This is a genomic window from Actinomycetota bacterium (assembly GCA_019347575.1).
In the GTDB taxonomy this organism is placed as follows: domain Bacteria; phylum Actinomycetota; class Nitriliruptoria; order Nitriliruptorales; family Nitriliruptoraceae; genus JAHWKY01.
Genome location: JAHWKY010000019.1, coordinates 59,463 through 82,606, shown reverse-complemented (window position 1 = coordinate 82,606; position 23,144 = coordinate 59,463). Strand labels below are relative to the sequence as shown.

Genomic DNA, 23,144 nt, shown 5'->3' with positions numbered 1-23,144 from the left:
CGTGGAGCGGCCTCGCTCGGCACCGCCGGCTAGCTGGCGACCACGTAGGACAGCGTGAGCACGTCGACCGTGTCGATGTTGGGGTTGGGCACCGGGAAGCCGGTCTGCACCGTCCGCGAGACCGTCGGGATGATCACGCGATCATCGCCGACGGCCTCGATACCGCGCGGGTAGGTGCTGCCGACGGTGTAGCGCGCAGCCCACTGCCGCGAACCGTCCTCGGTCGCGAACGCGGTCGTGACGCTGTTCATCGCGCTGTGCTGGCCGCGCCGCTCGGTGATCACGACGCTCGATCCGTCGCCGCTGAAGGTCATCTGGGGGTAGTAGCCGACGTACCCGCTGCTGATGAGCGGCCGTGGGTCGCCGTCGGGGACGGCCCAGCGCACCGCCCCTGAGGCCGCGTCGTAGACCACCGTCGTGGAGCCGGCGTACGTGGGTCGCTCCTGGCCGCCCTCGGTGACCACCGCGACCGAGGCGCTGTCCGGCGACACGTCGATGGTGTTCTCGAACAGGTTGAAGTAGAACCCCTCGCCGTCGTCGCCGAGGTACGAGGTTTCCCAGCGCCGCTCACCCGTGGCCGCGTCGTAGGCGAACACCACGATCGCCGAGGTCGACGCCGTCGTGAACGAGCCGCTCGAGACCGGATCGAAACCGACCGCGAACACGCTGCCGCCATCGGGAGCGACAGCCAGCCCGCTCACCCCGTTGCTGTTGAAGAACCCGTCGGGGTCGCTCATCGGCTCGAGCGCCTCCCACAGCTGCTCGCCCGTAGCGGTGTCGTAGGCGACCGTGCCGAAGTTGCGCCGCAGTCCGTCGTCACCGTTCTCACCGCCACCGAGGAACACCCGGGTCCCGTCGATGCTGGAGGCGAGCCGACCCCCCGTCGTGCCCCAGGGTGCGGACGGCCGCCACGGTCGCTCCCACGCCGGGGCGGCACCGGTGGAGGAGACGTCCAGCGCCGACAGACCCATGGCGCTGCGTTGTTCGTCGACCTTGCGGTGCAGGCTGATCAGCAGACGGTCGCCGGTGGGGCCATCAACACGCTCGATCTCCTCCGGCCGGAAGTCCAACCTGTGGCTCCACAGCAGCGCCCCGTCGGAGGTGTCGAACGCCGTGACCGCCCCGCCGGTGCTGCCCGACCCGTCGTTCAGCGTGCTCAGCGCGTACAGGCGCTGGCCGTCCGCGCTGACCTCCATCCCGCGTGCGTACGCGTGGAGGGTGTCGCCGGCGTAGCGCCCGACCCAGCGCAGCGTGCCGTCGCCGGTGTCGTGGGCCAGGACGAGTGCGTCGAAGTCCACGCCGGTGCCGGTGGCGGCATCGCTGGTGACCGCGACGTACGCCGTCGCCCCGTCCGGGCTCACCGTCGTCGTATCCTCGGCGAAGAGCCCCGGTCCGACACGGTCCTCGCCCGCGCCGGGGCCGTCGAAGCGTTCCGAGGTCCACGCCTCGCAGCGATCGTCCACCGTGAGCGCCACGCAGCCGGGCACGGCAGCCGGTGCCGCGCCGGGCGTGGTCGTGCCACCAACGCAGCCGACTACGACTCGGGCTGCCGGCAGCCCCTCGTCCAGCTCAGCGACGACGGGCATGCAGGGCGGCTCTGACGCTACCGGCGGATGGGCCGACGCCAGGAGCGCCGTCGCACAGAGCCCGATGAGGACGACCACACGCATGCGCATCCCTGCCTCCCGCACCGCCGATGCAGTGAGAGGCCTTCTCCGCCGGAGGCGCGGACTCCTGCGCGTCCCGGTCCGCTGTGCGTCTTGGCTGCCGTGCTCGGGACGGACCGTCCGCCTCCTGCTCGTTCCGAGGCGAGATGCTGCCGTTGGCAAACATCCGCCTGAGTCGCGGAAGCAGTCGTCTGCGCCAGGCGCCGGGATGGCTGCTCCCCTCAACGTGCGCGGCGGCGGTGTCAGCGGCAGGGGGGACGGCCCCCAACGAGTGGGAGCAGTTCTGTGCGTTGGTGCGCGGATCCGCTCCCGCTGGAGGGTTGGGTCGGTCAGTGGGAGCGGTTCTGTGCGTTGGTGCGCGGATCCGCTCCCGCTGGAGGGTTGGGTCGGTCGGTGGGAGCGGTTCTGTGCGTAGGTGCCTCGATCTGCTCCCGCTGCGGTCGTCCACAGGCTGCGAGCACGCCGTTGACCGCGGGGCGGTGCCGAGGGTCATGCTGCGGCCATGGGTTGGAAGGATTTCATCGAGCTCCTCGACGAGCAGGGCGGCGTCGCCGCTTGCCGACAGGCTGACTCGTGCGGCCTCGACCGCAGCACGCTCAACCGACGAGTCGCGAAGGAGGGCTGGGCGCGCCCGTTCCCCGGCGTCATCCGCTCGCCCGGCGTCCCCGATGATGCACGAACCCGCACCCGGGCGGCACTGCTCGCCGTTGGTGGCGACGCTGCCCTGGCCGGGGAGACCGCGTTGTGGTGGTGGGGCGTGATCGACAAGCCGCCACCGTTCGTGACCATCATCGTGCCCTGGGGCCGGAGAGGGAGGAAGCTGCCCGGCGTGCGCGTGATCCGCAGCCGGGTCCTCGAAGCGTTCGACGTCGAGGAGGTCGACGGCGTACGGGTGACGACCGTCCAGCGGGCGTTCCTCGACCTCGCGGGGCGGCTGCCGAAGCGTCGGCTCCGTGCCTTGCTCATCGACGCCCGCCAGCGTCGGAAGGTCGAGCTCTCCGACGTGGCTCAGCGGGCGATGCAGGTGTTGCGCGTCCCGGGTCGGAACCGCCTCATCAGACTCTGCGCCGAGCTCGCTCCGGAGAACGCCGACTCGATCCTCACCGATGCGGTCTTCCGTGGGCTCATCGACGCGGGGCTGGCGCCGGACACGGTCCCGGTCGAGGTCCCGGTGGCGGGGCGGGTCTTGCACCCGGACATCACCTTCGCTGCCCGGCGCTTGGCGATCGAGTGCGATGGTTACGGCTCACACTCGGAGCGCTCACAGCTCGAGCTCGACAACCGCAAGACCAACGCGTACCAGCTGAGCGGCTGGACGGTCCTGCGTATCGACTGGGACCGGTTCGAGAACGACTGGGAGGGCTTCCTCGCCGAGGTCCGGGCTGCTCTTGCCCGCTGAGTGGGAGCCAACCTGTGCGTAGCTGCACAGGACTGCTCCCACTGGGCTCTGCCTCGCTGAGTGGGAGCCAACCTGTGCGTAGCTGCACAGGACTGCTCCCACTCGGAGGTGGCACTAACCTGACGCCCCGTCAGAACCCGAACGGGGCGGAGGGACCGTGGCCACCGAGCTGGAGCTGACGACCATCGGGGCGCTGGTCCGGGATGCGGCCGAGCGTCACGGCGAGGCGGAGGCGGTCGTCGACGACACGATCCGCTGGTCGTTCCGCCAGCTGCACGAGCAGGTCGTCGTCGCCGCGAAGGCCTTCCTCGCCACCGGGCTCGAGCGGGGTGACCGCGTCGCGATCTGGGCACCGAACTGCCACGAGTGGATGGTCGCGGCGCTCGGTGCGCTCACCGCGGGAGGCGTGCTCGTGCCACTCAACACCCGCTACAAGGGTCACGAGGCCGGCTACATCCTCGACACCAGCGGGGCGCGCTTCCTGCTCACGGTCTCAGGGTTCCTCGACACCGACTACGTGCAGCTCCTGCGGGACGCGGACGTCGACCTCGACCGCTTCGAGCGCGTGGTCATCCTGCGGGGCGCGGCCACGGACGGCGACGCGACGGACGGCACCCAGGTCTGGAGCGCCTTCCTCGCGGGGGGCAAGGACGTGCCGCTCGACGACGTCCTCCGGCGCGCGGACGAGGTCCGCCCCGAAGACACCAGCGACATCATCTTCACGTCGGGGACGACGGGCCGTCCGAAGGGCGTCGTGACGAGCCACCAGCAGACCCTGACCGTCTTCGAGGTGTGGTCCCGCCTGGTGGGCTTGCGCCCCGGCGACCGCTACCTCGTGGTGAACCCGTTCTTCCACACCTTCGGCTACAAGGCCGGCTTCGTGTCAGCGATCATGCGGGGCGCGACGACCATCCCGCACGCCGTGTTCGACCCGGCGACCGTCATGACCCGCATCGAGGTCGAGAGGGTGACGATGCTGCCTGGCCCGCCGACGCTGTACCAGATGATCCTCAACCATCCCGACCGCGAGAAGCACGACCTGTCGAGCCTGCGCCTCGCGGTCACCGGGGCAGCGGTGGTGCCGGTGCAGCTCATCCGCCAGATGTCCGACGACCTCGGCTTCGACGTGGTGCTGACCGCCTACGGACTGACCGAGGCGACCGGCGTCGTGAGCATGTGCCGCGAGGGCGACGATGCCGAGACCATCGCGAACACCTGCGGCACCGCCATCCCTGACACCGAGGTCCGAGTGGTGGACCAGGACGGCAACGCGGTGTCCGCCGGTGAACCGGGCGAGGTGGTCGTCCGCGGCTACAACGTCATGCAGGGCTACTTCGAGGACCCCCAGCGGACCGCCGAGACCATCCGCGACGGTTGGCTGCACACCGGTGACATCGGGGTGATGGACGAGCGGGGGTACCTGAAGATCACCGACCGGCTCAAGGACATGTTCATCGTCGGAGGTTTCAACGCCTACCCCGCCGAGATCGAGCAGGCGCTCCTGGACCACCCTGCGATCGCCCAGGCGGCGGTGGTCGGGGTCCCCGACGAGCGTCTCGGCGAGGTGGGTTGTGCGTTCGTCGTCCCGGCGAACGACGCGAGCGTCGATCCCGACGAGGTCATCGCCTGGAGCCGCGACCGCATGGCCAACTTCAAGGTGCCCCGGCGCGTCGAGGTGGTCGACGCCCTGCCGACCAACGCCAGCGGCAAGGTGCTGAAGACCGAGCTGCGCGATCGCGTCTTCGCCAGCTGACGCCCCGACCCGCGCCTCGCCTGGCGCCGCCCCGATCCCCGCGCACCACGAACCGAGGAGAGCCCGCCCATGGCCGACTTCCCCGCCACACCCGAGGAGTACCTCGATCGGCTCGGCCTCGGTCCGGTCGAGCTCGGGTCCATCCTGTTCACACTGGTAGAGCCGCACCCCGGTTGGGAGGTCGCCTACAACCGCTGGTACGAGCGCGACCACTTCTACGCGGGATGCATGGTCGGGGCGCACAACTTCGCCGGGGCGCGCTGGGTCGCGCCCGCCCCGTACAAGTCTCTACGGCACGTCGCCCCGCACTCGCCGGTCTCGGACGACCCGAAGGCCGGCAGCTATCTGTCGCTCTACTGGGTCGAGAAGGGCCACCACCAGGAGTGGAACCAGTGGGCTTACCGCCAGTTCAAGTGGCTGCACGACAACGACCGGATGTTCCCCCACCGCGACCACGTCCACACCCTGCTGTACGAGCACGACTGGGCCCTCTACCGCGACCCCGATCCGGTGCCAGCCGCTCTGGCTCTCGACCACCGCTTCACCGGGCTGGTGGTCGTCATCGGTGAGGCATCGGGTGGTCGCGCCGAGGTGGACCGCTGGTACCGCGAGGAGTGCCTGCCGGCGCTGCAGCGCGATTCGGCCATCGCGATGACGCTGAGCTTCTCCGCCATCCCGCTGCTGGTCGACGCGAAGGACGTCGACAAGGATGCCGACGTCGCGGGGCGGTGGCTGCACCTGCACTTCCTGGAAGCCGACCCCGCCGGCGTGTGGATGGAGTCCTTCGCCGACCACCCCGCCACTGTGGAGGAGTCGCGCCTCGGCCGCGTCGTGTGGCAGGGCCCGTTCATCCCGACTGTGCCGGGCACCGACACCTACGCTCACCAACTGTGATCCGAGACGAAGAGGGACGTGCATGAGTGACGACAACGAGCGGCTCGTGCGCGAGGCGTTCGAGCAGGTCTGGGCCCACGGCGACTTCACGTCGATCGCTGAGGACTACGTCGACCACAACCCCGCCCCGGGCGTCCCGGGGAACCGCGAGGGCCTCATGCGGCTCCGTGAGATGACACTGGCGGGCTTCCCCGACTTCGCCGTCACCGTGGAGGACGCCGTCGCCGCGGGCGACAAGGTCGCCGTTCGACTCACGAACACGGGCACCCACGAGGGCACTTTCCTCGGCATCCCCCCGACCGGGGCCCAAGCGAACTGGACGGTCATGGCGATCTTCCGCGTCGCGGATGACAGCGTCGTCGAGCGCTGGGGCTTGGTCGATGCCGTGTCGCTGCTGACCCAGCTCGGCGCGTTCCCGAGGTCGTAGCGGTGGCGGACCTGCCGGTCCGCGCGGCGCTGCCGCAGCTACGCGAAGCGCTCGACGGGCGGGGCGTCGCCGTCCTCGAGGCGCCGCCCGGGGCGGGGAAGACGACGCTGGTGCCGCTGGCGCTGCTCGACGCCCCGTGGCGCGGCGACGGACGGATCGTGGTCACCGAACCTCGCCGGCTCGCCGCCCGCGCCGCCGCGCGTCGCATGGCCCAGTTGCTCGACGAAGGCCTCGGCGCCACCGTCGGCTACGTGACCCGCGACGAGCGGGTGACATCGAAGGCAACCCGCATCGAGGTCGTGACCGAGGGAGTGCTGCTCCGACGCATCCAGCGCGACCCGTCGCTGGCCGGGATCGCGGCTGTCATCGTCGACGAGTTCCACGAACGTTCCCTCGAGGCCGACCTCGCGCTCGCGTTCACCGTGGAGACGCATGAGGCGCTGCGCCCCGACCTCCGCATCGTGGTGATGTCCGCCACCCTCGAGGGCGAGCGCGTGGCACGCCTGCTCGACGACGCCCCGCGCGTGGTCAGCGAGGGTCGCCTGTTCCCGGTCGAGACCCACCACCTCACGCGCACTGACCCGCGCCGGATCGCGCAGGGCAGCTCGGTTGGTCTACCGCCCTCCGGGCTACTTGAGACCGTCGTCGCGGCGATCGAGCGTGCACTCGGCGAGACCGAGGGTGACGTGCTCGTCTTCCTCCCCGGGGCGCGGGAGATCCGCAGGGTCGCCCGAGACCTCACCGAGACGACCGCGCGCCCCGTAGCACGGGACATCCTCATCGCCCCGCTCTACGGGGCACTGCCACCCCGGGAGCAGGACCGCGCTCTGGATCCCGCCCCGCGGAGCATGCGCAAGATCGTCCTCGCCACCGACATCGCCGAGACGAGCCTGACCATCGAGGGCGTCCGCGTCGTCGTGGACAGCGGTCTCGCCCGCGAGCCCCGCCTCGATCCGCGCACTGGAATGAGCCGACTCGAGACCGTCCGCGTCAGCCGCGCCAGCGCCGACCAGCGGCGCGGCCGCGCGGGACGCACCGCCCCCGGCACCTGCTACCGGCTCTGGCCCGAGCGCGAGACCGCAGGCCTCGACCCGTTCCGCCGCCCCGCCATCACCCAGATCGACCTGGCTGGGTTCGTCCTGGAGGTGGCGCGCTGGGGCGCCGATCCGACCGATCCAGCCAGCCTCAGCCAGCTCCGACTCCTCGATGCCCCTCCTGCCCCGGCGCACGCTCAGGCGGTCACGCTCCTCGAGGACCTCGGCTGTCTCGAGGACGGCCGCCTGACCGATCACGGCCGCGCTGTCGCCGAGCTCCCGGCTCACCCACGCCTGGGTCACCTGCTCGTCCGCGGGAACGAACTCGGTCGGGGCGCGCTCGCCGCCGACCTCGCCGCGATCCTCGGCGACCGTGATCCCCTGAACGTCGAGCGGTTCGCCTCCCACGTCGACATCGGGGCTCGCGTGGACGCGCTCCGCGGCCGCCCCGCCCCGCCCCGCACGACCCCACGACGGGGCACGCTGCGGGCGGTCCGGCGCGAAGCCGAGCGACTCCGCCGGGCGGTCGGCGCCTCGCCCGACCGCCCCGACGATCCCACCCACGTCGGGGCGCTGCTGTCGCTGGCCTACCCCGACCGCATCGCACGCAACCGTGGACGCCGCGGGGCGTTCGTCCTCGCCAACGGTCGGGGCGCGACCGTGGCCGAGGACGATGTCCTCGCGGGGGAGGACCTGCTGGTCGTCGCGGACGCTGACGCGGGGGGCTCGGACGCCCGCATCTACCTGGCCGCCGGGGTCGACCTGGCCGATCTCCGTCGCGTCCACGGGGACCGCATCCGGACGCTCGAGGTGGTGGCGTGGGACAGCGAGGTCGGGGACGTCGTGGCCGAGCGGCAGGAGCGGCTCGGGGCGGCGGTCCTCACACGCACGCGGCTGGACCGTCCGCCCGAAGGGGACACCACCGCGGCGCTGCTCGACGCGATCCGCGACCGGGGTTCGGGAGTGCTGCCCTGGACCCGCGAGGCGCAGGAGTTCCGACACCGCGTCGGGTTCCTGCGTCGTGAGCTGGCTGAGGACTGGCCCGACCTGTCCGACGAGGCGCTGCTGGCCACCCTCGAGTCGTGGCTCGCCCCGTTCCTCACCCGCGCACGTCGTGTCGCCCACCTCGACCGCGTCCCCCTGCTCGACGCGCTGCGAGCCCAGGTCCCGCCCGGCGACCTCCCCGCCATCGACCGCCTCGCACCCACCCACCTCCAGGTCCCGTCGGGGTCACACGTCCGGCTCGACTACTCCGCAGAGCGCCCCGTCCTCGCGGTCAAGCTGCAGGAGCTGTTCAGTTCGACCGCTACGCCTCGGATCGCGGGCGGCCGGGTGCCGGTGCTGCTGCACCTGCTCTCGCCCGCGCAGCGCCCCGTGCAGGTCACCGACGACCTCGCCGGCTTCTGGGAGCGCAGCTACCCCGAGATCCGCAAGGAGCTCCGAGGGCGCTACCCCAAGCACCCCTGGCCCGAGGATCCGCTGACCGCGACGCCCACCCGCCGGACCAAGCGCCGGGGGACCTGACGCCCAGTCAGGTCTGGCTACGATCCCACGCATGCACCTGCGCTACAGCGACGACGAGCTCGCGTTCCGCGACGGGCTCCGTTCCTGGCTCGCTGACGTGGTGCCCGACCTGCCTCCTGAGCCCGATCCGCAGGACTGGGAGGCCCGCCGCGTCTACGACACCGGTTGGCAGCGCCAGCTGCACGACGCGGGCTACGCCGGCATCAACTGGCCCGCCGAGTACGGAGGCCGGGGTGCCTCGCCGACCGAGCACCTGATCTTCCTTGAGGAGACCGAACGGGTCGGCGCCCCGTACGTGGGCATGAACTTCGTGGGACTCCTGCACGCCGGCCCCACCCTCATCGCCGAAGCCACCGACGAGCAGAAGCAGCGCTACCTCCCGCCGATCCTCCGCGGGGAGGAGGTGTGGTGCCAGGGGTTCAGCGAACCCGATGCCGGCAGTGACCTCGCGAGCCTTCAGACCCGCGCGGTCCGTGACGGTGACCACTACGTCGTCACGGGGCGCAAGATCTGGACCTCCTTCGCGCACGTCGCGGACTTCGCCGAGCTGCTGGTGCGTACCGATCGGGATGCCCCGAGGCACGCGGGCATCTCGTGGCTCATCCTGCCGATGGACAGCCCCGGCATCGAGGTGCGGCCGCTCGACACCCTGGTCGGTAGCTCGGAGTTCTGCGAGGTGTTCCTCGACGAGGTCCGGGTACCCGCCGTCAACCGTGTGGGGGAGGAGAACGACGGCTGGCGCGTCGCGATGGTCACCTTCAGCTTCGAGCGCGGTACCGCGTTCGTGTCGGAGCTGCTGCGGTCACGTCAGCACCTCGAGCACCTCATCGAGCTGGCCGACGAGCTCGGGAAGCTCGAGGCTCACGCGGCTCAGCTCGGGCACCTCGTCGCGGACTTCGGAGCTCTCTGGGCTCTCACCAAGCGCAACGTCTCCCAGGCGTCCAGCGGCTCGGGCGTCCCGGGCTTGCTCGGGTCGGTGTTCAAACTGCACTACTCCGAGGCCACCCACCGCATGGGCGACCTCGCGATGGCGATGCTGGGCAGCGCAGGGCTGAGCCTCGACGACATCGACGGCATCGCGGGGGGCCGCCACGTGCGGTCGTGGTTCCACGCACTGTCCACTTCGATCGCCGCCGGCACGTCGCAGATCCAGCGCAACATCCTCGGCGAGCGGATCCTCGGCCTGCCGAAGGAACGCTGATGCACCTCGACCTCGACGACGAGGAGCGTGCACTGCAAGCGGGTATCCGCGAGCTCATCCGTGGGCGCTTCCCGTTCGACCGCGTCCGGGCCGGCTTCGACCGCACCGACTGGAAGCAGCTCGCCGACGCCGGTGTCTTCGCCCTGCGCATCGCGGAGTCCGAGGGTGGTCTGGGCCTCGGCATGACCCACGCCACCGTGGTGTACGAGGAGCTCGGTCGGGCGCTCGTTCCCGGACCGCTCGTCGCGACCGGTCTCGCCGCCGCGGCCGTCGATGGGGCGGCGATCGGCGACCGCGTCGTCGGACTCGTCGAGGGGGCGACGCACCCCCACATCGTCGAGCATCCCGGTGATCTCGACGATCTGCTCGTGCTCGCCCCGAAGCGCATCGGTCACGTCGATCCGCGCAGCCTCGACCTGCAGCCGGTGGCACGCCCACTGGACCCGCTCACGCCGGTCGCCGCCCTGGACCCCCTGCCGGAGGGGGAGCTGGTCGGCGAGACCTGGGCGGCGGGGCGCTTCCACCTCGAGGGGGCGGTACTGACCGCGGCACTCCAGCTCGGCATCGCTCTCGAGACAACCGACCGCGCGGTCGCCTTCGCCAAGCAACGCGAGCAGTTCGGCCGTCCCATCGGCTCGTTCCAGGCGGTCAAGCACCTGTGCGCGGACATGCTCGTGCGCGCCGAGGTAGCGCGCGCCGCCGTGTACGCCGCCGCCGTCCATCTCGACGACCCAGCCAGCGGCGACGTCGACCGCGCCGTCGCGACCGCGAAGATCTGCGCCGACGACGCCGCGCTCGCCAACGCCAAGTCCAACATCCAGGTCCACGGCGGCATGGGCTTCACCTGGGAGGCGCACGAGCATCTGTTCCTCAAGCGCGCTGCCGTTCTGGCCGCACGCTTCGAGCGCGCCGAGTCTCATGCGAGTAGGCTCGCCGCTCGCTGACCGCGGGTCACCGAGAACGCTTAGCTCGAGCCCACATCGCGGTCAGGCTCCCTCCACCTACTACCTCCTTAGGGGGGCACATGAGATCCACGAGAACTCGCGCTGCCGCGATCGCGCTCACCGGTGCGCTCGCGTTGACCGCTTGTGGTGGCGATGACGACACCACGGATGACCCGACGGATGCAACGACCGCCGAGCCAACCGGGGCCGCCACCGACGCCGATGCAGCCGGTGAGGTCACGACCGTGACCGCGGTCAACTACGCCTACCCGGACGCCCCGGCCGAGGTGGCCGCGGGGACCACGATCGTGCTCCAGAACGACTCGGAGGACGAGGTCCACGAGATCATCGCGCTGCGGATCGACGACGACGAGACCCGCCCCCTGGAGGAGTTGCTCCAGCTTCCGCCCGAGGAGCAGGAGACGCTCGCCACCTTCACCGGCGTCGCGCTCGCCCCACCCGGCGCGAGCTCCACGGCGCTCCCCGCCCCGCCGCTGACGCTGACGGAACCCGGGCGCTACCTGTTCGCGTGCTTCATCCCCACCGGCGCCCCGCCGGACGAGGTCATGGCCGCAGTGCAGGCCTTCCTCGAGGCAGGTGCCCCCGAGGATGGTGGGCCCGAGTACCCCGAAACGGGGCCGCCACACGTCACGCAGGGGATGGCCGCAGAGGTAACCGTCACCTGACGGTGAGCCCGCACCAGTCACCGGGGGAGGGGTCGCTACGGCGACCCCTTCGCCGTTCCTCGACCGACCGCCCCGGAGTAGGCTCGCGTCGCGCGTTGGCGGGAGAGCTTCATCCCGGTCCCAGGGGACCACTCCTCCCGTCGACGACAGGTCGGGTGGGGTGGCGGTGTCGGTGACGGATCGGCGGGTCGGGACGGAGGCAGGTGCTGCCACGTTCACGTTCCTGTTCACCGACATCGAGGGCTCGACGCGCCTCCTCACGGAACTCGGTGCGGCCTACAGCGAGGTCCTGCGGACGCACCACGAGATCCTGCGGGAGGCGATCGGTGCCCACGATGGGGTGGTCGAGCGCACCGAGGGCGACGCGTTCTTCGCGCTCTTCCCGACCGCCCAGGGTGCGGTCTCCGCCGCCGTCGAGGCACAGCGCCAGTTCGCCGCCGAACCGTGGCTGATGGACGAGCCTCTCAAGGTCCGGATGGGCCTGCACACCGGCGAAGCATCGCGGGTCGATGACGAGCTCGTCGGTCTGGACATCCACCGCGCGGCCCGTATCGCCGCCGTGGGCTGGGGTGGGCAGATCCTCGTCTCGGAAGCGTCGCGCCAGCTCCTCAGCGGTGAGCGCGCCGATATCGAGCTGCGTGACCTCGGGGCGCACCGCCTCAAAGATCTCGACGCCCCGCAGCACCTCTACCAGGTCGTCTGCTCCGGGCTCCGCGAGGACTTCCCAGCGCTGCGTTCGCTCGATCATCTCGCGAACAACCTGCCGACCGAGCTGACCGGCTTCATCGGGCGCGACCGCGAGGTACGCGACGTCGCGGATCTGCTCGCGACCGCGCGCGTCGTCACCTTGACGGGACCCGGCGGCACCGGCAAGACACGCCTGTCCATCCGGACCGCCGCGGAGGTCGCCGACCGCTTCAGCGACGGCGTCTTCTTCGTCGCCCTCGCACCGATCGTCGATCCGGACCTCGTCGTGCCGACGATCGCGACGACGCTCGGCCTCAGCGAATCCGCCAACCGCCCCATCCTCGATGTCGTGGTAGACCACCTCGCCGATAAGCGGGCGCTCCTGGTCCTCGACAACTTCGAGCAGGTGCTCGCCGCCGGACCGGACATCGCCAAGCTCGTCGGCGACGCCCCGGCTGTCTCGGTGCTCGTCAGTTCTCGCGCGCCGCTGCGCATCTACGGCGAACACGAGTACCCGGTCCCGCCTCTCCCGGTGCCTGCCGATGCCGAGCTCGACCTCGACTCGCTCGCCATGAACGAGGCGGTCGCGCTGTTCCTCGCCCGCGCGAGCGCGATGCAGCCCGGTCTGCAGCTGACCCCGGAGAACGCCCCGGCCATCGTCGCGATCACGCGGCGACTCGACGGACTGCCGCTGGCGATCGAGCTCGCCGCCGCCCGCGTCAAGCTCCTGCCGCCCACCGCGATCGCGGAACGGTTGGATCACGCCCTCGATCTGCTGGGTGGCGGAGCGCGGGACCTCCCCGATCGACAACGCACCTTGCGCGGCGCGATCGCGTGGAGCTGGGACCTGCTCGAGCCGGCGAGCCAGGCGCTGTTCGCGCGCATGTCGGTGTTCATGGGCGGCGCGTCGCTCGCCCACATCGAGGCCGTGTGCGCGGACGACCTCCCCGGCGATCTGTTCGAGGCGTTATCGGATCTCGTCGATCACAGCCTGGTCAAGCGTCACGGCGACGACCGCTTCTTCATGCTCGAGACCATCCGCGAGTACGCCGACGAGCGCCTGTCGGAGCGCGATGAGTGCGACGCTGTCCGGCGGCGTCACGGAGACGTCTTCCTCGACCTGCTCGAATCGTCGGCGCCGGGGTTGACGGGTGAGGCGGCGGTTGACGTGCTGCACGCGCTGGTGCGGGACATCGACAACCTCCGCGCCGGGATCGACCGGGCCGTGGCCCGCGCGGATGTCCGCTGCGCCTTGCGGCTGGTCGGGGCGGGATTCCGACTGTGGCAGATGGCCGGACACCTCAACGAGGGGGCGGCCGTCGCCGATCGCGTGCTCGCGATGCCGGGTGTCGACGCCCACCCGCGCGAGCTCGGGACGGCGCACGAGACCGCCGGCGGCATCGCGTACTGGCGTGGCGACCTCCCGGTCGCTCGCGAGCACTACCAGCGCGCACTCGACCGCTACCGCGAGGCGGGCGATGTCCACGATGTCGCCCGCGGGCTGTACAACCTCGGGTTCGGTTACTGGCGGGACCCCGAGCGCGCGGTAGAGCACTTCAACGAGGCGCTCGCCGTCTACGAGACGCTAGGCGACGAGGTCGGCGTCGCGCGCGCCCACTGGGGGCTGGGGGTGGCCAACTACTGGCTCCACGACTACTCAGCCATCCAGCATCACACCGAGCAGTGCCTCGACGTGTTCCGGACGACCGGGCAGGCCTACGACCTCACCTGGGCGCTGCACATGCGGGGGATCGCCGCGTACGGGCTGGGCCGCTACGACGAGGCCGTCCCCTTCTTCGCTGAGGCGCTCCAGCGACTCGTGGCGGCGGGCGATGTCTCTGGGATCGACCTCGTGCTCGCCGACTTCGCGTTGGTCGCCGAGGCCGAGGGTGACGACGAGCGCTCGCTGCGACTGTGGGGAGCCGGCGAGCGCATCGCCGAGGAGAGTGGCTCTGGGCTCGTGGCGGCGCAGTACGACGAGTTCGCGCGCCCTCGTCGGTCGGACGAGTCGGTGCCGCCCGATCGGGCCGCCGAGCTGCGCGAGCAGGGCCGTCGGATGAACCTCGAGGCGGCGGTCAGCTACGCCCTCGAGCGCGTCGCGGAACCGGACGGTGGGCGACAAGCCACCGAGGCTGGTACGCCGAACGGCTAGCTTTCGCGGACCTGACGCCCCGTCAGGTCCCCGCCCGCTCCGGAGGTGTTGCCGCGTGTCGCGCCCCGCACCGCTCGCCGGCATCCGCGTGCTGGAAGCCTCGATGCTCGGGCCCGCCGGCATCACCACCCACCTCGCCGACCTCGGGGCGGACGTGATCAAGGTCGAGCCGCCGCAGGGCGACTACGTGCGGCGCATGACGTGGCCGATCATCGAGGGCGTATCGCTGATGCACCTCCACCTCAACCGTGGCAAGCGCTCGATCACCATCGACCTGCGCACGCCCGAGGGCGTCGAGGTGTTCGCCGAGCTCGCCGCGGCCTCGGACGTCGTGGTCGAGGCGATGCGCCCCGGTGCGCTGGAGCGGCGGGGCGTGGGCTACGACCTGCTGCGCCAGCGCAACCCGCGCCTCGTCTTCACCTCGATCAGTGGGTACGGCGCGACCGGTCCCTACAAGGACCTCCCGAGCCACGGCATCGCCTACGACACCTGGGCCGGCATCGTCACGCCCGCCTACGACGAGGAAGGCTTCTGCTACATCCCCGAGCATGTCTCGATCGGCATCAACGTCGGTCCCGTCTTCGGGGCGCTGGGGATCCTCGCTGCGGTCATCCGCGCACGTGAGACCGGTGAGGGCTGCGCGCTCGAGGTGGCCCAGTCCGACGCGGCCGCCTACTTCGACTGGTACCGGTCGGAGACGTGGCTCGCCTACGAGCGCCCCGACGACGAGGTCACCGGCAACGCCGCCGACGACTACGAGCGCCGCGCCCCGGGCACCGCCGGGATGAAGGAGGGCGTCCGCTACCAGATCTACGAGTCGGCGGACGGGCACGTGCTGTTCATGGCGAGCGAGCGAGTGTTCTGGCGCAACTTCTGCGAGGGCGTCGACCGGATGGATCTGTTCGAGCGCTGGCCCGGCAGCGAGCTCGCCGACCACGCCCGCGGCAACCGCGAGCTGCAGGCGGAGCTGCGTGCCATCTTCCGCAGCCGCACCAGCGCGGAGTGGATCGCCTTCTCGGGTGAGGCGGAGACCCCCATCGCCCCGGTCAACACGCCTCGCACCGTCACCGCCGACCCGCAGTTCCAGGCACGGTTCGCGATCTACGACCACCAGCAGCACGGCGCCGACATGCTCAGCCAGCCGCTGCACTTCGTCGACGAGGAGCTGCCGCCGCCGTCGAAGGCTCCGACCGTCGGCGAGCACACCGACGAGGTGCTCAGCGACGTGCTCGGGTACGACGCGGGGCGCATCGGGGCGCTGAGGGAGGGCGGGGCGCTCGGCTGAGGACCGAGCGGGAGCGGTTCACCGCGCTGAGCGGCGGGCCTCGATGCCGGCGAGCTTCTCGATGGCCTTGACCAGCGCGTGGTTGCCCTCGCCGCCCCGACCCTCGTGCTGCAGCGAGCGGTAGAGCTGGAAGACCAGCCCCGTCGCCATCGCGGGCACCCCGGCGCGGTCGGCGGCCTCGAGCACGAGCCGCAGGTCCTTCTGCTGCAGGTCGATGCTGAAGCCCGGTTCCCAGTAGCCGTCGACGACCTGCGGGCCGCGATGCGCCAGCATCCAGCTCCCCGCCGCCCCGCCCGAGACGGCGTCGATGGTCGCGTCGAGGTCGAGTCCTTGGGCCGCGGCGAACACGAGCGCCTCGGAGACGCCCAGCATGGTCGTGACGACGAGGATCTGGTTGACGAGCTTGCACGCCTGTCCCGCGCCGGGGCCGCCGACGTGGGTGATGGTGCGGCAGAAGGCGTCGAGGACGGGACGTGCCCGGGCGACATCGTGGTCGAGGCCTCCGACCATCGCGGCGAGGGTCCCCGCGATCGCGCCCTCGCTGCCCCCGCTCACCGGCGAGTCGACCCAACCCACGCCCCGCTCCGCCATCCTGGCGTGCAGCTCCCTCGTCACGTCGGGGCTGATGGTGGAGCAGTCGATGACGAGCATGCCTTCGGACAGGCCCGGCACGAGCTGATGGGTCACCTCTGCCACGTCCGGTGTGTCGGAGACGCACAGGACCACCACGTCCACGGCCTCACCGAGGTCGGCCGGCGTGTCGGCTCGAGCTGCGCCAGCCTCGACGAGGATCTCGGTCCGCGCCGGCGTGCGGTTCCACACGGTCAGGTCGAAGCCACCCGTGAGGAGGTTGCCGGACATGCCTGATCCCATGATCCCGAGCCCGATGAAGCCGATGCGTTCGCTCACGGGGGACCCCTCTGCGACGGGAGATCGAGGGTAGGTCAACGGTAGGGTTGTCGATCGCCTGGTGGTGCAGACGGCCCGGTTCCAGGAGAGCGCGTGACGATGGAGCTGTTCGAGACGGCCAGCCTCGGATCCGCTCGCCTACGCAACCGACTCGTCAAGGCCGCGACCTTCGAGGGGCGTACGCCGCGCGGCGCGGTGACCGACGAGCTCGTGGAGTTCCACCGCCGTCACGCGGCGGGAGGTGTCGGGGCGACGACCGTGGCGTACTGTGCCGTGTCCCCTGAGGGCCGTACGTACCGGGATCAGATCGTCCTCGACGACGACGCGGTTCCCGGGCTGCGGCGACTCACCGACGTCGTCCACGCCGAGGGTGCCGCCGCCCTCGTCCAGCTCGGCCACGCCGGGACCTTCGCCAACGCGAAGGTCAACCGCCGCCCCGCGCTCGGGCCCTCACGCGCGTTCAGCCCCCTGGGCATGACGCTCGCACGCCCCGCCTCGACCGACGAGCTGGCGACGATCCGCGGGGCGTTCGCCGCTGCGGCTCGCCGCGCGGTGGAGGCTGGCTTCGATGGCGTGGAGGTGCACGTCGGGCACGGCTACCTCCTCAGCCAGTTCCTGAGCCCCGCGACCAATCGTCGCTGCGACCGCTACGGCGGCTCGGCCGAGGCCCGTTCGCGGTTCCCTCGCGAGGTGCTCGCGGTCGTCCGCGACGGTGTGGGTGCCCGTGCCGCCGTGACCGCGAAGCTGAACATGCTCGACGGCTACCGGCGCCGTCTGGACGTCGAGGACGCCCTCGTGGCCGCACGGGGCATCGATGCCGACGGGACCGTCGATGCGTTGCAGCTCACCGCCGGATCGACCAGCCGCACACCGATGTTCCTGATGCGCGGAGACGTGCCGATCGCGGATTTGATCGATCAGCAGCCTTCGGCGATCCAGCGGTTCGGTATGCGCGTCGTCGGGCGACGTCTGATGGTCGAGTACCCGTTCGAGGAGGCCTTCCTGCTGCCCTGCGCGCGCCGGTTCCTCGGCGAGGTGTCGGCCCCGCTGATGCTCCTCGGCGGAGTCACCCGCCCCGAGACCGCTCGCGCCGCGCTCGACGAGGGTTTCGCGTTCGTGGCGATGGCGCGGGCGCTGCTCTACGAACCTGACCTGCCCCAGCGGTGGCGAGGCGGCGACGCTGCCCCGTCGGGATGCGACCACGGCAACCGCTGCGTCGTCGAGATGGAGCGGGACGGCACCCGCTGCCCCATCGCCCCACAGGGGTCGTGGTCACGAACTTGAATACCTGGGTGCACAGAGACGTAGCCAAGTAGTCAAGTTCGTCGGAAGGACGGGCGTGGACGACGAGGTGCTGCGGCGGGCGGGGGCGTGGGTCGAGGGCGATCCCGACCCCGCGACGCGCGCCGAGCTCGAGCAGCTGATCGAGGCCGGTGACCGCGATGCACTCGCGGCACGGGTGGACGGGACGCTGAAGTTCGGCACCGCCGGGATCCGCGGGGTGGTCGGGGCCGGGCCGCTGCGCATGAACCGTGCGGTCGTCATCCGCACGACCCGGGGCCTGGCTGAACACCTCCTCGACGAGCCCGGAGGCGGCATCGTCGTGGTCGGGCACGACGCACGTCCCGACAGCGAGCGCTTCGCCGCCGACGCGACCGGGGTGCTCGGAGCTGCCGGGCTCGAGGTCCACGCGTTCGACGGGGTCGTGCCCACGCCGCTCGTCGCGTTCGCTGCCAAGGAGCTGGGGGCCATCGCGGCTGTAGTCATCACCGCCAGCCACAACCCGCCTGAGTGGAACGGCTACAAGGTCTACGACCACCGCGCCGTACAGATCGTGCCGCCCACCGACACCTCCATCGCACGTGCCATCGACGAGGTCGGTCCCGCGCGGCAGGTACCGCGTCGCCCCGGCGACCGCCCCGCCGACATCGACGGCGTGCACGTCCTCGGCGACGAGATGTTCGACCGCTACCTCGCGCGCGTCCTCGCCGCACGCAGCTCGACCGACCGCGTCCCGCTCCGCATCGCGCACACCCCGCTGCACGGTGTCGGAGGCGAACCGGTCCGATGCGCCCTCGAGGCGGCCGGGTACGAGGTCCACCAGGTCGCCTCCCAGCGGGAACCCGATGGGGGTTTCCCGACCGTTCCGTTCCCCAACCCGGAGGAGCCCGGGGCGCTGGACGCGGTGCTCGCACTGGCCACCGAGGTCGACGCCGACCTCGTCCTCGCCAACGACCCCGACGTCGACCGACTCGCCGTCGCCGTCCCGGACAGCGACGCGGGCTGGCGACCCCTGGACGGGAACGAGATCGGCGTCCTCTTAGCCGACCACCTCCTGCGCCACGACCGCGCCGCGGCGGAGCGGCTGGTCGTGACCTCGATCGTGTCCACGCCGATGGCGACAGCGATCGCCGAGGCGCACGGGGCGCGTCACGAGGTGACGCTCACCGGCTTCAAGTGGATCTGCAACGCTGCCCTCGACCTCGCCGAGACTGAGGGGGCGCGGCTCGTGCTCGGCTTCGAGGAGGCGCTCGGCTACTGCGTCGGCGAGCTCGTCCGGGACAAGGACGGGATCAACGCCGCGGTCGCCTTCGCCGACCTCGCCGCCGCGTGCAGCGCCAGAGGCACGACCGTCCTGGGCTACCTCGACGAGCTGTACGGAGCCCACGGTCGCTGGATCAGCGCCCCGCTCAGCATCGTCCGTGCCGGCCCCGATGGCCCGGCCGAGATGGCGGCCGCGATGGAACGGATCGGCATCGACCGTCATCCGGAGGCGCTCGCCGGTCGGCAGGTCGAGTCGGTGCGCGACCTGCGGAGCGGAGCGGACCAACGGCCCCGGTGGCTCCCCGACGACGCGGTGGTCGAACTGACCTTCGACGGCGGCCGGGCGCTGGTCCGCCCCAGTGGTACCGAACCGAAGCTCAAGATCTACGTCGACGTGCGGGGCCCCACCGACCGCCCCGCCGAGCAAGCCCGTGCCGATGCCGCGCGCATCGCGCACGACCTCGCCACCTTCCTCGGCGTCGGCCCAGGCTGAGCCTCGATCCCTCTACTCGGGGTTCTTGCCCTCTGGCGCCTTCGCCTTGGCGGCCTTGACCTCCGCGCTCTTCTCGCCGGCGCCTTTCTTCTGGGACTTCTTCCCGGAGCCCTTCGAGGACTTCTTCGTCTTCTTCTTGGTCTTCTTCTTGGCGCTCGACTCGTCCTTGGCCGACTTCTCCTCCGCGGCTTGCTCGTCGGCGTCGTCGGAGGCAACTGGCTGGGGTCGCTCCGTCCCGGCGAAGCGGTCACGCAACTCGAACTTCAGGACCTTGCCGGCGGGGCTGCGGGGGAGCGCGTCGACGACCTCGACCTGCTCGGGCCACTTGCGCTTGTTGAGCTTCTGCTGCTCCAGGAACCCCTGGACGTCGGGGAGCGTCGGGGCGTCGGCCCCGTCGGCCACGACCAGCACCGCGCACGCGCGCTCGCCGGTCTCGTCATCGGGCAGTCCGATGACGGCCACGTCGGCGATGGCGTCGTGGTCGTACAGCACGTCCTCGACCTCCTTGGCGGAGATGTTCTCGCCCTTGCGGATGATGACGTCCTTGACACGGCCCGTGATCGTCAGGAACCCGTCCTCGTCGAGCTTGCCCAGGTCGCCGGTGCGGAAGAAGCCGTCCTCGTCGAACGCCTCCTCGCCGAGGCTGGCGTCGAGGTAGCCCACCATGAGCTGCGGCGCCTTGGCGCGGACCTCGCCCTCCTCGCCGGCTGTCGCGACCTCGCCGTCGAGGGTCACGAGCTTGAGTTCGACGCCGGGCATGGCCCGGCCCTCGGTGTTCGCGAGCGCCTCGTCCTCGTCGTCGGGCGTGGCCATGGTGAGGATGGGCGCCTCGGTGAGCCCGTACCCGCTGAGGATCCCGGCGCTGTCCGGCCACGCTTCCCTCATCGCGTGGTGGAGCTGTGGGGGCTTGGGGGCGCCGCCGCCGGGGAAGCCGCGGACGGAGCTGAACAGCTTCGCGTTCTCCTTCTTCGCGGCGAGGTAGGCCTGGTGGAAGTACGTGCCCGCGCCGGCGAGCGTGACGTCCTGACCGTCGAGGAACCCGATGGTCGTTTCGGGGTTGAAAGCCTGGTCGATGACGTTCGGGAATCCGACGAGCAGGCTCGAGAAGAGCCAGATGATCCCGCCGATGTGCGGGAAGGGGAACACCAGCGCGGAGCGATCGTCCGGGGTCAGCTCCAGGGATTCGCACATGCCACGCGACACCGCCATGATCGTCGCGTCGGTGTGCTGCGCCCCCTTGGGGTTGGCGGTGGTCCCGGAGGTGTAGAAGTACCAACGCACCGGAGCCTCGTCCTCGAAGTCGGTCCGAGGTGGCTTCGGCAGGTCCTCGAGCTGATCGACCTCGGCCAGGCCGGGTCGGGTGATGAGCTTGACATCGAGCCCCTCGACGTCGGCCGCGATGCCGCGAGCGAACGAGGCGAAGTCGAAGCCGCCGAACTCCTCGGGGACGATGAGGAGCTTGGTCTGGGCCTCGCGCACGATGAAGCCGACCTCGCGTTCCCGGTAGATGTGCAGGATCGGGTTCTGGATGACGCGCATGCGCGACAGCGCCCCGACGATGAGCATCGACTCCTGCCATGTCGGCAGCTGCCACGACACGACATCGCCCGCCTTGACGTTCCAGGCCTGGAGACCGACCCCCACACGTTCGACGCGTTCGGCGTACTCGCCGAAGGTCAGCTCCCGGCCGGTGTCGTCGATGACCATCGGCGCGTCAGGCGTGGCGTCCGCACGCTTGCTGATGAGCTCCCACAGGGTCCTGGCCTCGAGCATCCGTCACTCCGCTGTCGATCCGACGTGGCGCCCTGACCCGGCGTCTCCCGAGTCCCCCTCGGATCGGGCCCTGCGCCGAGTAGCGTTCGCCGTCCCCAGGCTAGGCCAGGAGCAGGGTCCGTGACAGCGGAGACGGTTCGGCTCGAGCGTGACGGCGACGTGGCGGTACTCACGCTCGATCGCCCCGAACGGCACAACGCGTTCACCGACGCCATGGACGACGAGCTGTTCGCGGCGTGGGAGCGGCTCCACGACGACCGGAGCGTCCGCGCGATCGTGTGGCGGGGCGAGGGTCCCAGCTTCTCGTCGGGACGTGATACGGAGGAGCTCGGTCAGCGCCCCGACGGGGTCAGCGACCTCGACTACATCGCGCGGGGGCACCGCTACACGCGCCTGCTCCTGACGATGCCCGCGCCGGTCGTCGTCGCCTTGAAGGGGTGGGTCATCGGTGGGTCGTTCGAGCGGGCGCTGCTGTGCGACCTGCGCATCGCGGCGGACGACGCCAGGATGATGCTGCCGGAGGTCAAGCACGGTGTGATCCCCGACTCTGCCGGTGTCGCGCGGCTGTTCCAGATGGCTGGTCACGGCGTGGCGGCCGACCTCGCCCTGACGGGGCGGGTGATGGACGCTGACGAGGCGCTCCGGCACGGCGTGGTCTCGCGTGTCACGGCCGTCGAGGAGCTCGATGAGGTCGCGCTCGAGATCGCCCACACCATCGCCGCGTTCCCGCCGCTCGCAGTGCGGATGGCGATGCAGACCGTGCGGGGGCTGGCCAACCCGCCGGTTGAGGACACCCTCACCCACGAGATGCTGGCGCAGACGGTGGTCATGGCCGGTGACGAGTTCCGCGCCCGCCGCGAGGCGCGCGACCGGTCGTGAGGCCGGCGACTTCCGGTCAGCTGAGCTGGTCGCGGATCGGGGTGAAGGGAGGTTGCAGCAGTGACCGACGCTGCCAGTTCGCCCCGTCGACGGTCAGCGTGGCCCCGCTGATGTAGGTGCCGTACGGCGACGCCAGGAAGGTCGCCGCCCAACCGAGCTCGCGTGGTCGGCCGACGCGCCCCGCCGGTGAGCGCTCGTCCTCGCGGTCGCCGCGCTCGGGCACGCCACGGATGTGGTCGGCCTCGTCCTCGTGCGGGAAGAGGCCGGGAACGAGGCAGTTGACCCGGATGCCGTAGGGCGCCCACTCGACCGCGAGCGTCTCGGTGAGGTTCTTGACCGCGGCCTTCGCGGCAGCCGAGTGCACGAACCCCGGTCCGCCGGTCCAGGCGTAGCTCGCCCCGATGTTCACGATGCTGCCCGGTGTGCCGGCGTCGAGGTGGCGTCGCGCGAACTCGCGCGAGCAGAAGAACGTGCCGTCCGCGACGATCTGGGTCACCGCTCGCCACCCGTTGGGCGACAGCTCCTCGGCGGCGACGGGGAAGTTGCCGGCCGCGTTGTTCACGAGCACGTCGGGCAGTCCGAGCCGGGCCACGACCGCGTTGAACGCCGCCCCGACCTGATCGGGATCGCGCACGTCGCACGCCACGGCGGTGGCGCGCGCCCCGACCTCGCCGATGGCGGCGATCCCCGCCTGGTGGTGGGCGGGGTTGCGGCTGAGGATCGCGACGCTCGCCCCCAGCCGCGCGAACTCGACCGCGATGGCCTTGCCCAGGCCCGTCCCACCTCCGGTCACGGCGACGACCGCGCCGTCGAACGTCCCTGGCGGGAGCGCCGACGCCCCGACGTCCGGCGGCTCGGGCAGCCCCATCACATCCACCTCCCGCTGAAGATCG

General features: G+C 71.1%; 17 protein-coding genes. 13 read left to right on the top strand and 4 right to left on the bottom strand.

Features of this window, described 5'->3' with window-relative positions:
* Window positions 1–29: 29 nt before the first annotated feature.
* On the bottom strand, window positions 30–1,676 hold the full coding sequence (locus KY469_13905; protein ID MBW3664189.1) for a PQQ-like beta-propeller repeat protein: 1,647 nt from the start codon (window positions 1,674–1,676) through the stop codon (window positions 30–32).
* A gap of 493 nt (window positions 1,677–2,169) precedes the next feature.
* On the opposite strand from KY469_13905, the gene KY469_13900 reads away from it, so the two are divergent.
* From KY469_13900 to KY469_13855, 10 genes are all read left to right on the top strand, one after another.
* Window positions 2,170–3,066 carry an endonuclease domain-containing protein gene (locus KY469_13900; protein MBW3664188.1) on the top strand — a complete coding sequence of 299 codons (897 nt, stop codon included), beginning with the start codon at window positions 2,170–2,172 and terminating at the stop codon, window positions 3,064–3,066.
* A gap of 157 nt (window positions 3,067–3,223) precedes the next feature.
* Window positions 3,224–4,819, top strand: a complete 1,596-nt coding sequence (locus KY469_13895) for a FadD3 family acyl-CoA ligase (protein MBW3664187.1) — start codon at window positions 3,224–3,226, stop codon at window positions 4,817–4,819.
* 69 nt (window positions 4,820–4,888) lie between these two features.
* The gene (locus KY469_13890; GenBank protein ID MBW3664186.1) at window positions 4,889–5,713 is read left to right on the top strand and encodes a hypothetical protein; all 825 of its coding nucleotides are present in this window, start codon (window positions 4,889–4,891) and stop codon (window positions 5,711–5,713) included.
* 22 nt (window positions 5,714–5,735) lie between these two features.
* Window positions 5,736–6,140: an ester cyclase gene (locus KY469_13885; GenBank protein MBW3664185.1), complete on the top strand. Its 405-nt coding sequence runs from the start codon at window positions 5,736–5,738 to the stop codon at window positions 6,138–6,140.
* A gap of 2 nt (window positions 6,141–6,142) precedes the next feature.
* Entirely contained in the window at window positions 6,143–8,698 is a 2,556-nt protein-coding gene (gene hrpB, locus KY469_13880) for an ATP-dependent helicase HrpB (protein ID MBW3664184.1), read from the top strand.
* Between the two features lie 31 nt (window positions 8,699–8,729).
* A complete protein-coding gene (locus tag KY469_13875) occupies window positions 8,730–9,899 on the top strand; it encodes an acyl-CoA dehydrogenase family protein (protein MBW3664183.1) in 1,170 nt (389 codons plus the stop codon).
* On the top strand, window positions 9,899–10,843 hold the full coding sequence (locus KY469_13870; GenBank protein ID MBW3664182.1) for an acyl-CoA/acyl-ACP dehydrogenase: 945 nt from the start codon (window positions 9,899–9,901) through the stop codon (window positions 10,841–10,843). The genes KY469_13875 and KY469_13870 overlap by 1 nt, the downstream gene beginning before the upstream one ends.
* A gap of 80 nt (window positions 10,844–10,923) precedes the next feature.
* Window positions 10,924–11,529 carry a hypothetical protein gene (locus KY469_13865; protein ID MBW3664181.1) on the top strand — a complete coding sequence of 202 codons (606 nt, stop codon included), beginning with the start codon at window positions 10,924–10,926 and terminating at the stop codon, window positions 11,527–11,529.
* A gap of 172 nt (window positions 11,530–11,701) precedes the next feature.
* Window positions 11,702–14,368, top strand: coding sequence for a tetratricopeptide repeat protein (locus KY469_13860; GenBank protein ID MBW3664180.1), 2,667 nt, complete (start codon window positions 11,702–11,704; stop codon window positions 14,366–14,368).
* Window positions 14,369–14,471: 103 nt separating this feature from the next.
* Entirely contained in the window at window positions 14,472–15,653 is a 1,182-nt protein-coding gene (locus KY469_13855) for a CoA transferase (GenBank protein ID MBW3664179.1), read from the top strand.
* 18 nt (window positions 15,654–15,671) lie between these two features.
* On the opposite strand, the gene KY469_13850 is transcribed toward KY469_13855, so the two are convergent.
* Complete coding sequence (locus tag KY469_13850) at window positions 15,672–16,562, bottom strand: NAD(P)-dependent oxidoreductase (GenBank protein MBW3664178.1); 891 nt, start codon at window positions 16,560–16,562, stop codon at window positions 15,672–15,674.
* 99 nt (window positions 16,563–16,661) lie between these two features.
* Between KY469_13850 and KY469_13845 the strand changes: the two genes are divergently transcribed.
* The gene (locus KY469_13845) at window positions 16,662–17,846 is read left to right on the top strand and encodes an NADH:flavin oxidoreductase (GenBank protein MBW3664177.1); all 1,185 of its coding nucleotides are present in this window, start codon (window positions 16,662–16,664) and stop codon (window positions 17,844–17,846) included.
* A gap of 55 nt (window positions 17,847–17,901) precedes the next feature.
* Window positions 17,902–19,599: a phospho-sugar mutase gene (locus KY469_13840; protein ID MBW3664176.1), complete on the top strand. Its 1,698-nt coding sequence runs from the start codon at window positions 17,902–17,904 to the stop codon at window positions 19,597–19,599.
* A gap of 12 nt (window positions 19,600–19,611) precedes the next feature.
* On the opposite strand, the gene KY469_13835 is transcribed toward KY469_13840, so the two are convergent.
* The gene (locus tag KY469_13835; GenBank protein MBW3664175.1) at window positions 19,612–21,372 is read right to left on the bottom strand and encodes an AMP-binding protein; all 1,761 of its coding nucleotides are present in this window, start codon (window positions 21,370–21,372) and stop codon (window positions 19,612–19,614) included.
* Window positions 21,373–21,492: 120 nt separating this feature from the next.
* On the opposite strand from KY469_13835, the gene KY469_13830 reads away from it, so the two are divergent.
* Entirely contained in the window at window positions 21,493–22,251 is a 759-nt protein-coding gene (locus KY469_13830) for an enoyl-CoA hydratase/isomerase family protein (GenBank protein ID MBW3664174.1), read from the top strand.
* Between the two features lie 16 nt (window positions 22,252–22,267).
* Here KY469_13830 and KY469_13825 read toward each other — a convergent pair whose 3' ends face one another.
* Window positions 22,268–23,119: an SDR family oxidoreductase gene (locus KY469_13825; protein ID MBW3664173.1), complete on the bottom strand. Its 852-nt coding sequence runs from the start codon at window positions 23,117–23,119 to the stop codon at window positions 22,268–22,270.
* Window positions 23,120–23,144 lie beyond the last annotated feature (25 nt).

Excerpts from the sequence above, each read along its gene's own strand:
- KY469_13825 (MBW3664173.1), bottom strand. The coding sequence starts at position 23,119 with ATGGGGCTGCCCGAGCCGCCGGACGTCGGGGCGTCGGCGCTCCCGCCA.
- KY469_13835 (MBW3664175.1), bottom strand. The coding sequence starts at position 21,372 with ATGCTCGAGGCCAGGACCCTGTGGGAGCTCATCAGCAAGCGTGCGGAC.
- KY469_13855 (MBW3664179.1), top strand. The coding sequence starts at position 14,472 with ATGCTCGGGCCCGCCGGCATCACCACCCACCTCGCCGACCTCGGGGCG.
- KY469_13845 (MBW3664177.1), top strand. The coding sequence starts at position 16,662 with ATGGAGCTGTTCGAGACGGCCAGCCTCGGATCCGCTCGCCTACGCAAC.
- KY469_13905 (MBW3664189.1), bottom strand. The coding sequence starts at position 1,676 with ATGCGCATGCGTGTGGTCGTCCTCATCGGGCTCTGTGCGACGGCGCTC.
- KY469_13890 (MBW3664186.1), top strand. The coding sequence starts at position 4,889 with ATGGCCGACTTCCCCGCCACACCCGAGGAGTACCTCGATCGGCTCGGC.
- KY469_13885 (MBW3664185.1), top strand. The coding sequence starts at position 5,736 with ATGAGTGACGACAACGAGCGGCTCGTGCGCGAGGCGTTCGAGCAGGTC.
- KY469_13865 (MBW3664181.1), top strand. The coding sequence starts at position 10,924 with ATGAGATCCACGAGAACTCGCGCTGCCGCGATCGCGCTCACCGGTGCG.
- KY469_13875 (MBW3664183.1), top strand. The coding sequence starts at position 8,730 with ATGCACCTGCGCTACAGCGACGACGAGCTCGCGTTCCGCGACGGGCTC.
- KY469_13870 (MBW3664182.1), top strand. The coding sequence starts at position 9,899 with ATGCACCTCGACCTCGACGACGAGGAGCGTGCACTGCAAGCGGGTATC.
- KY469_13900 (MBW3664188.1), top strand. The coding sequence starts at position 2,170 with ATGGGTTGGAAGGATTTCATCGAGCTCCTCGACGAGCAGGGCGGCGTC.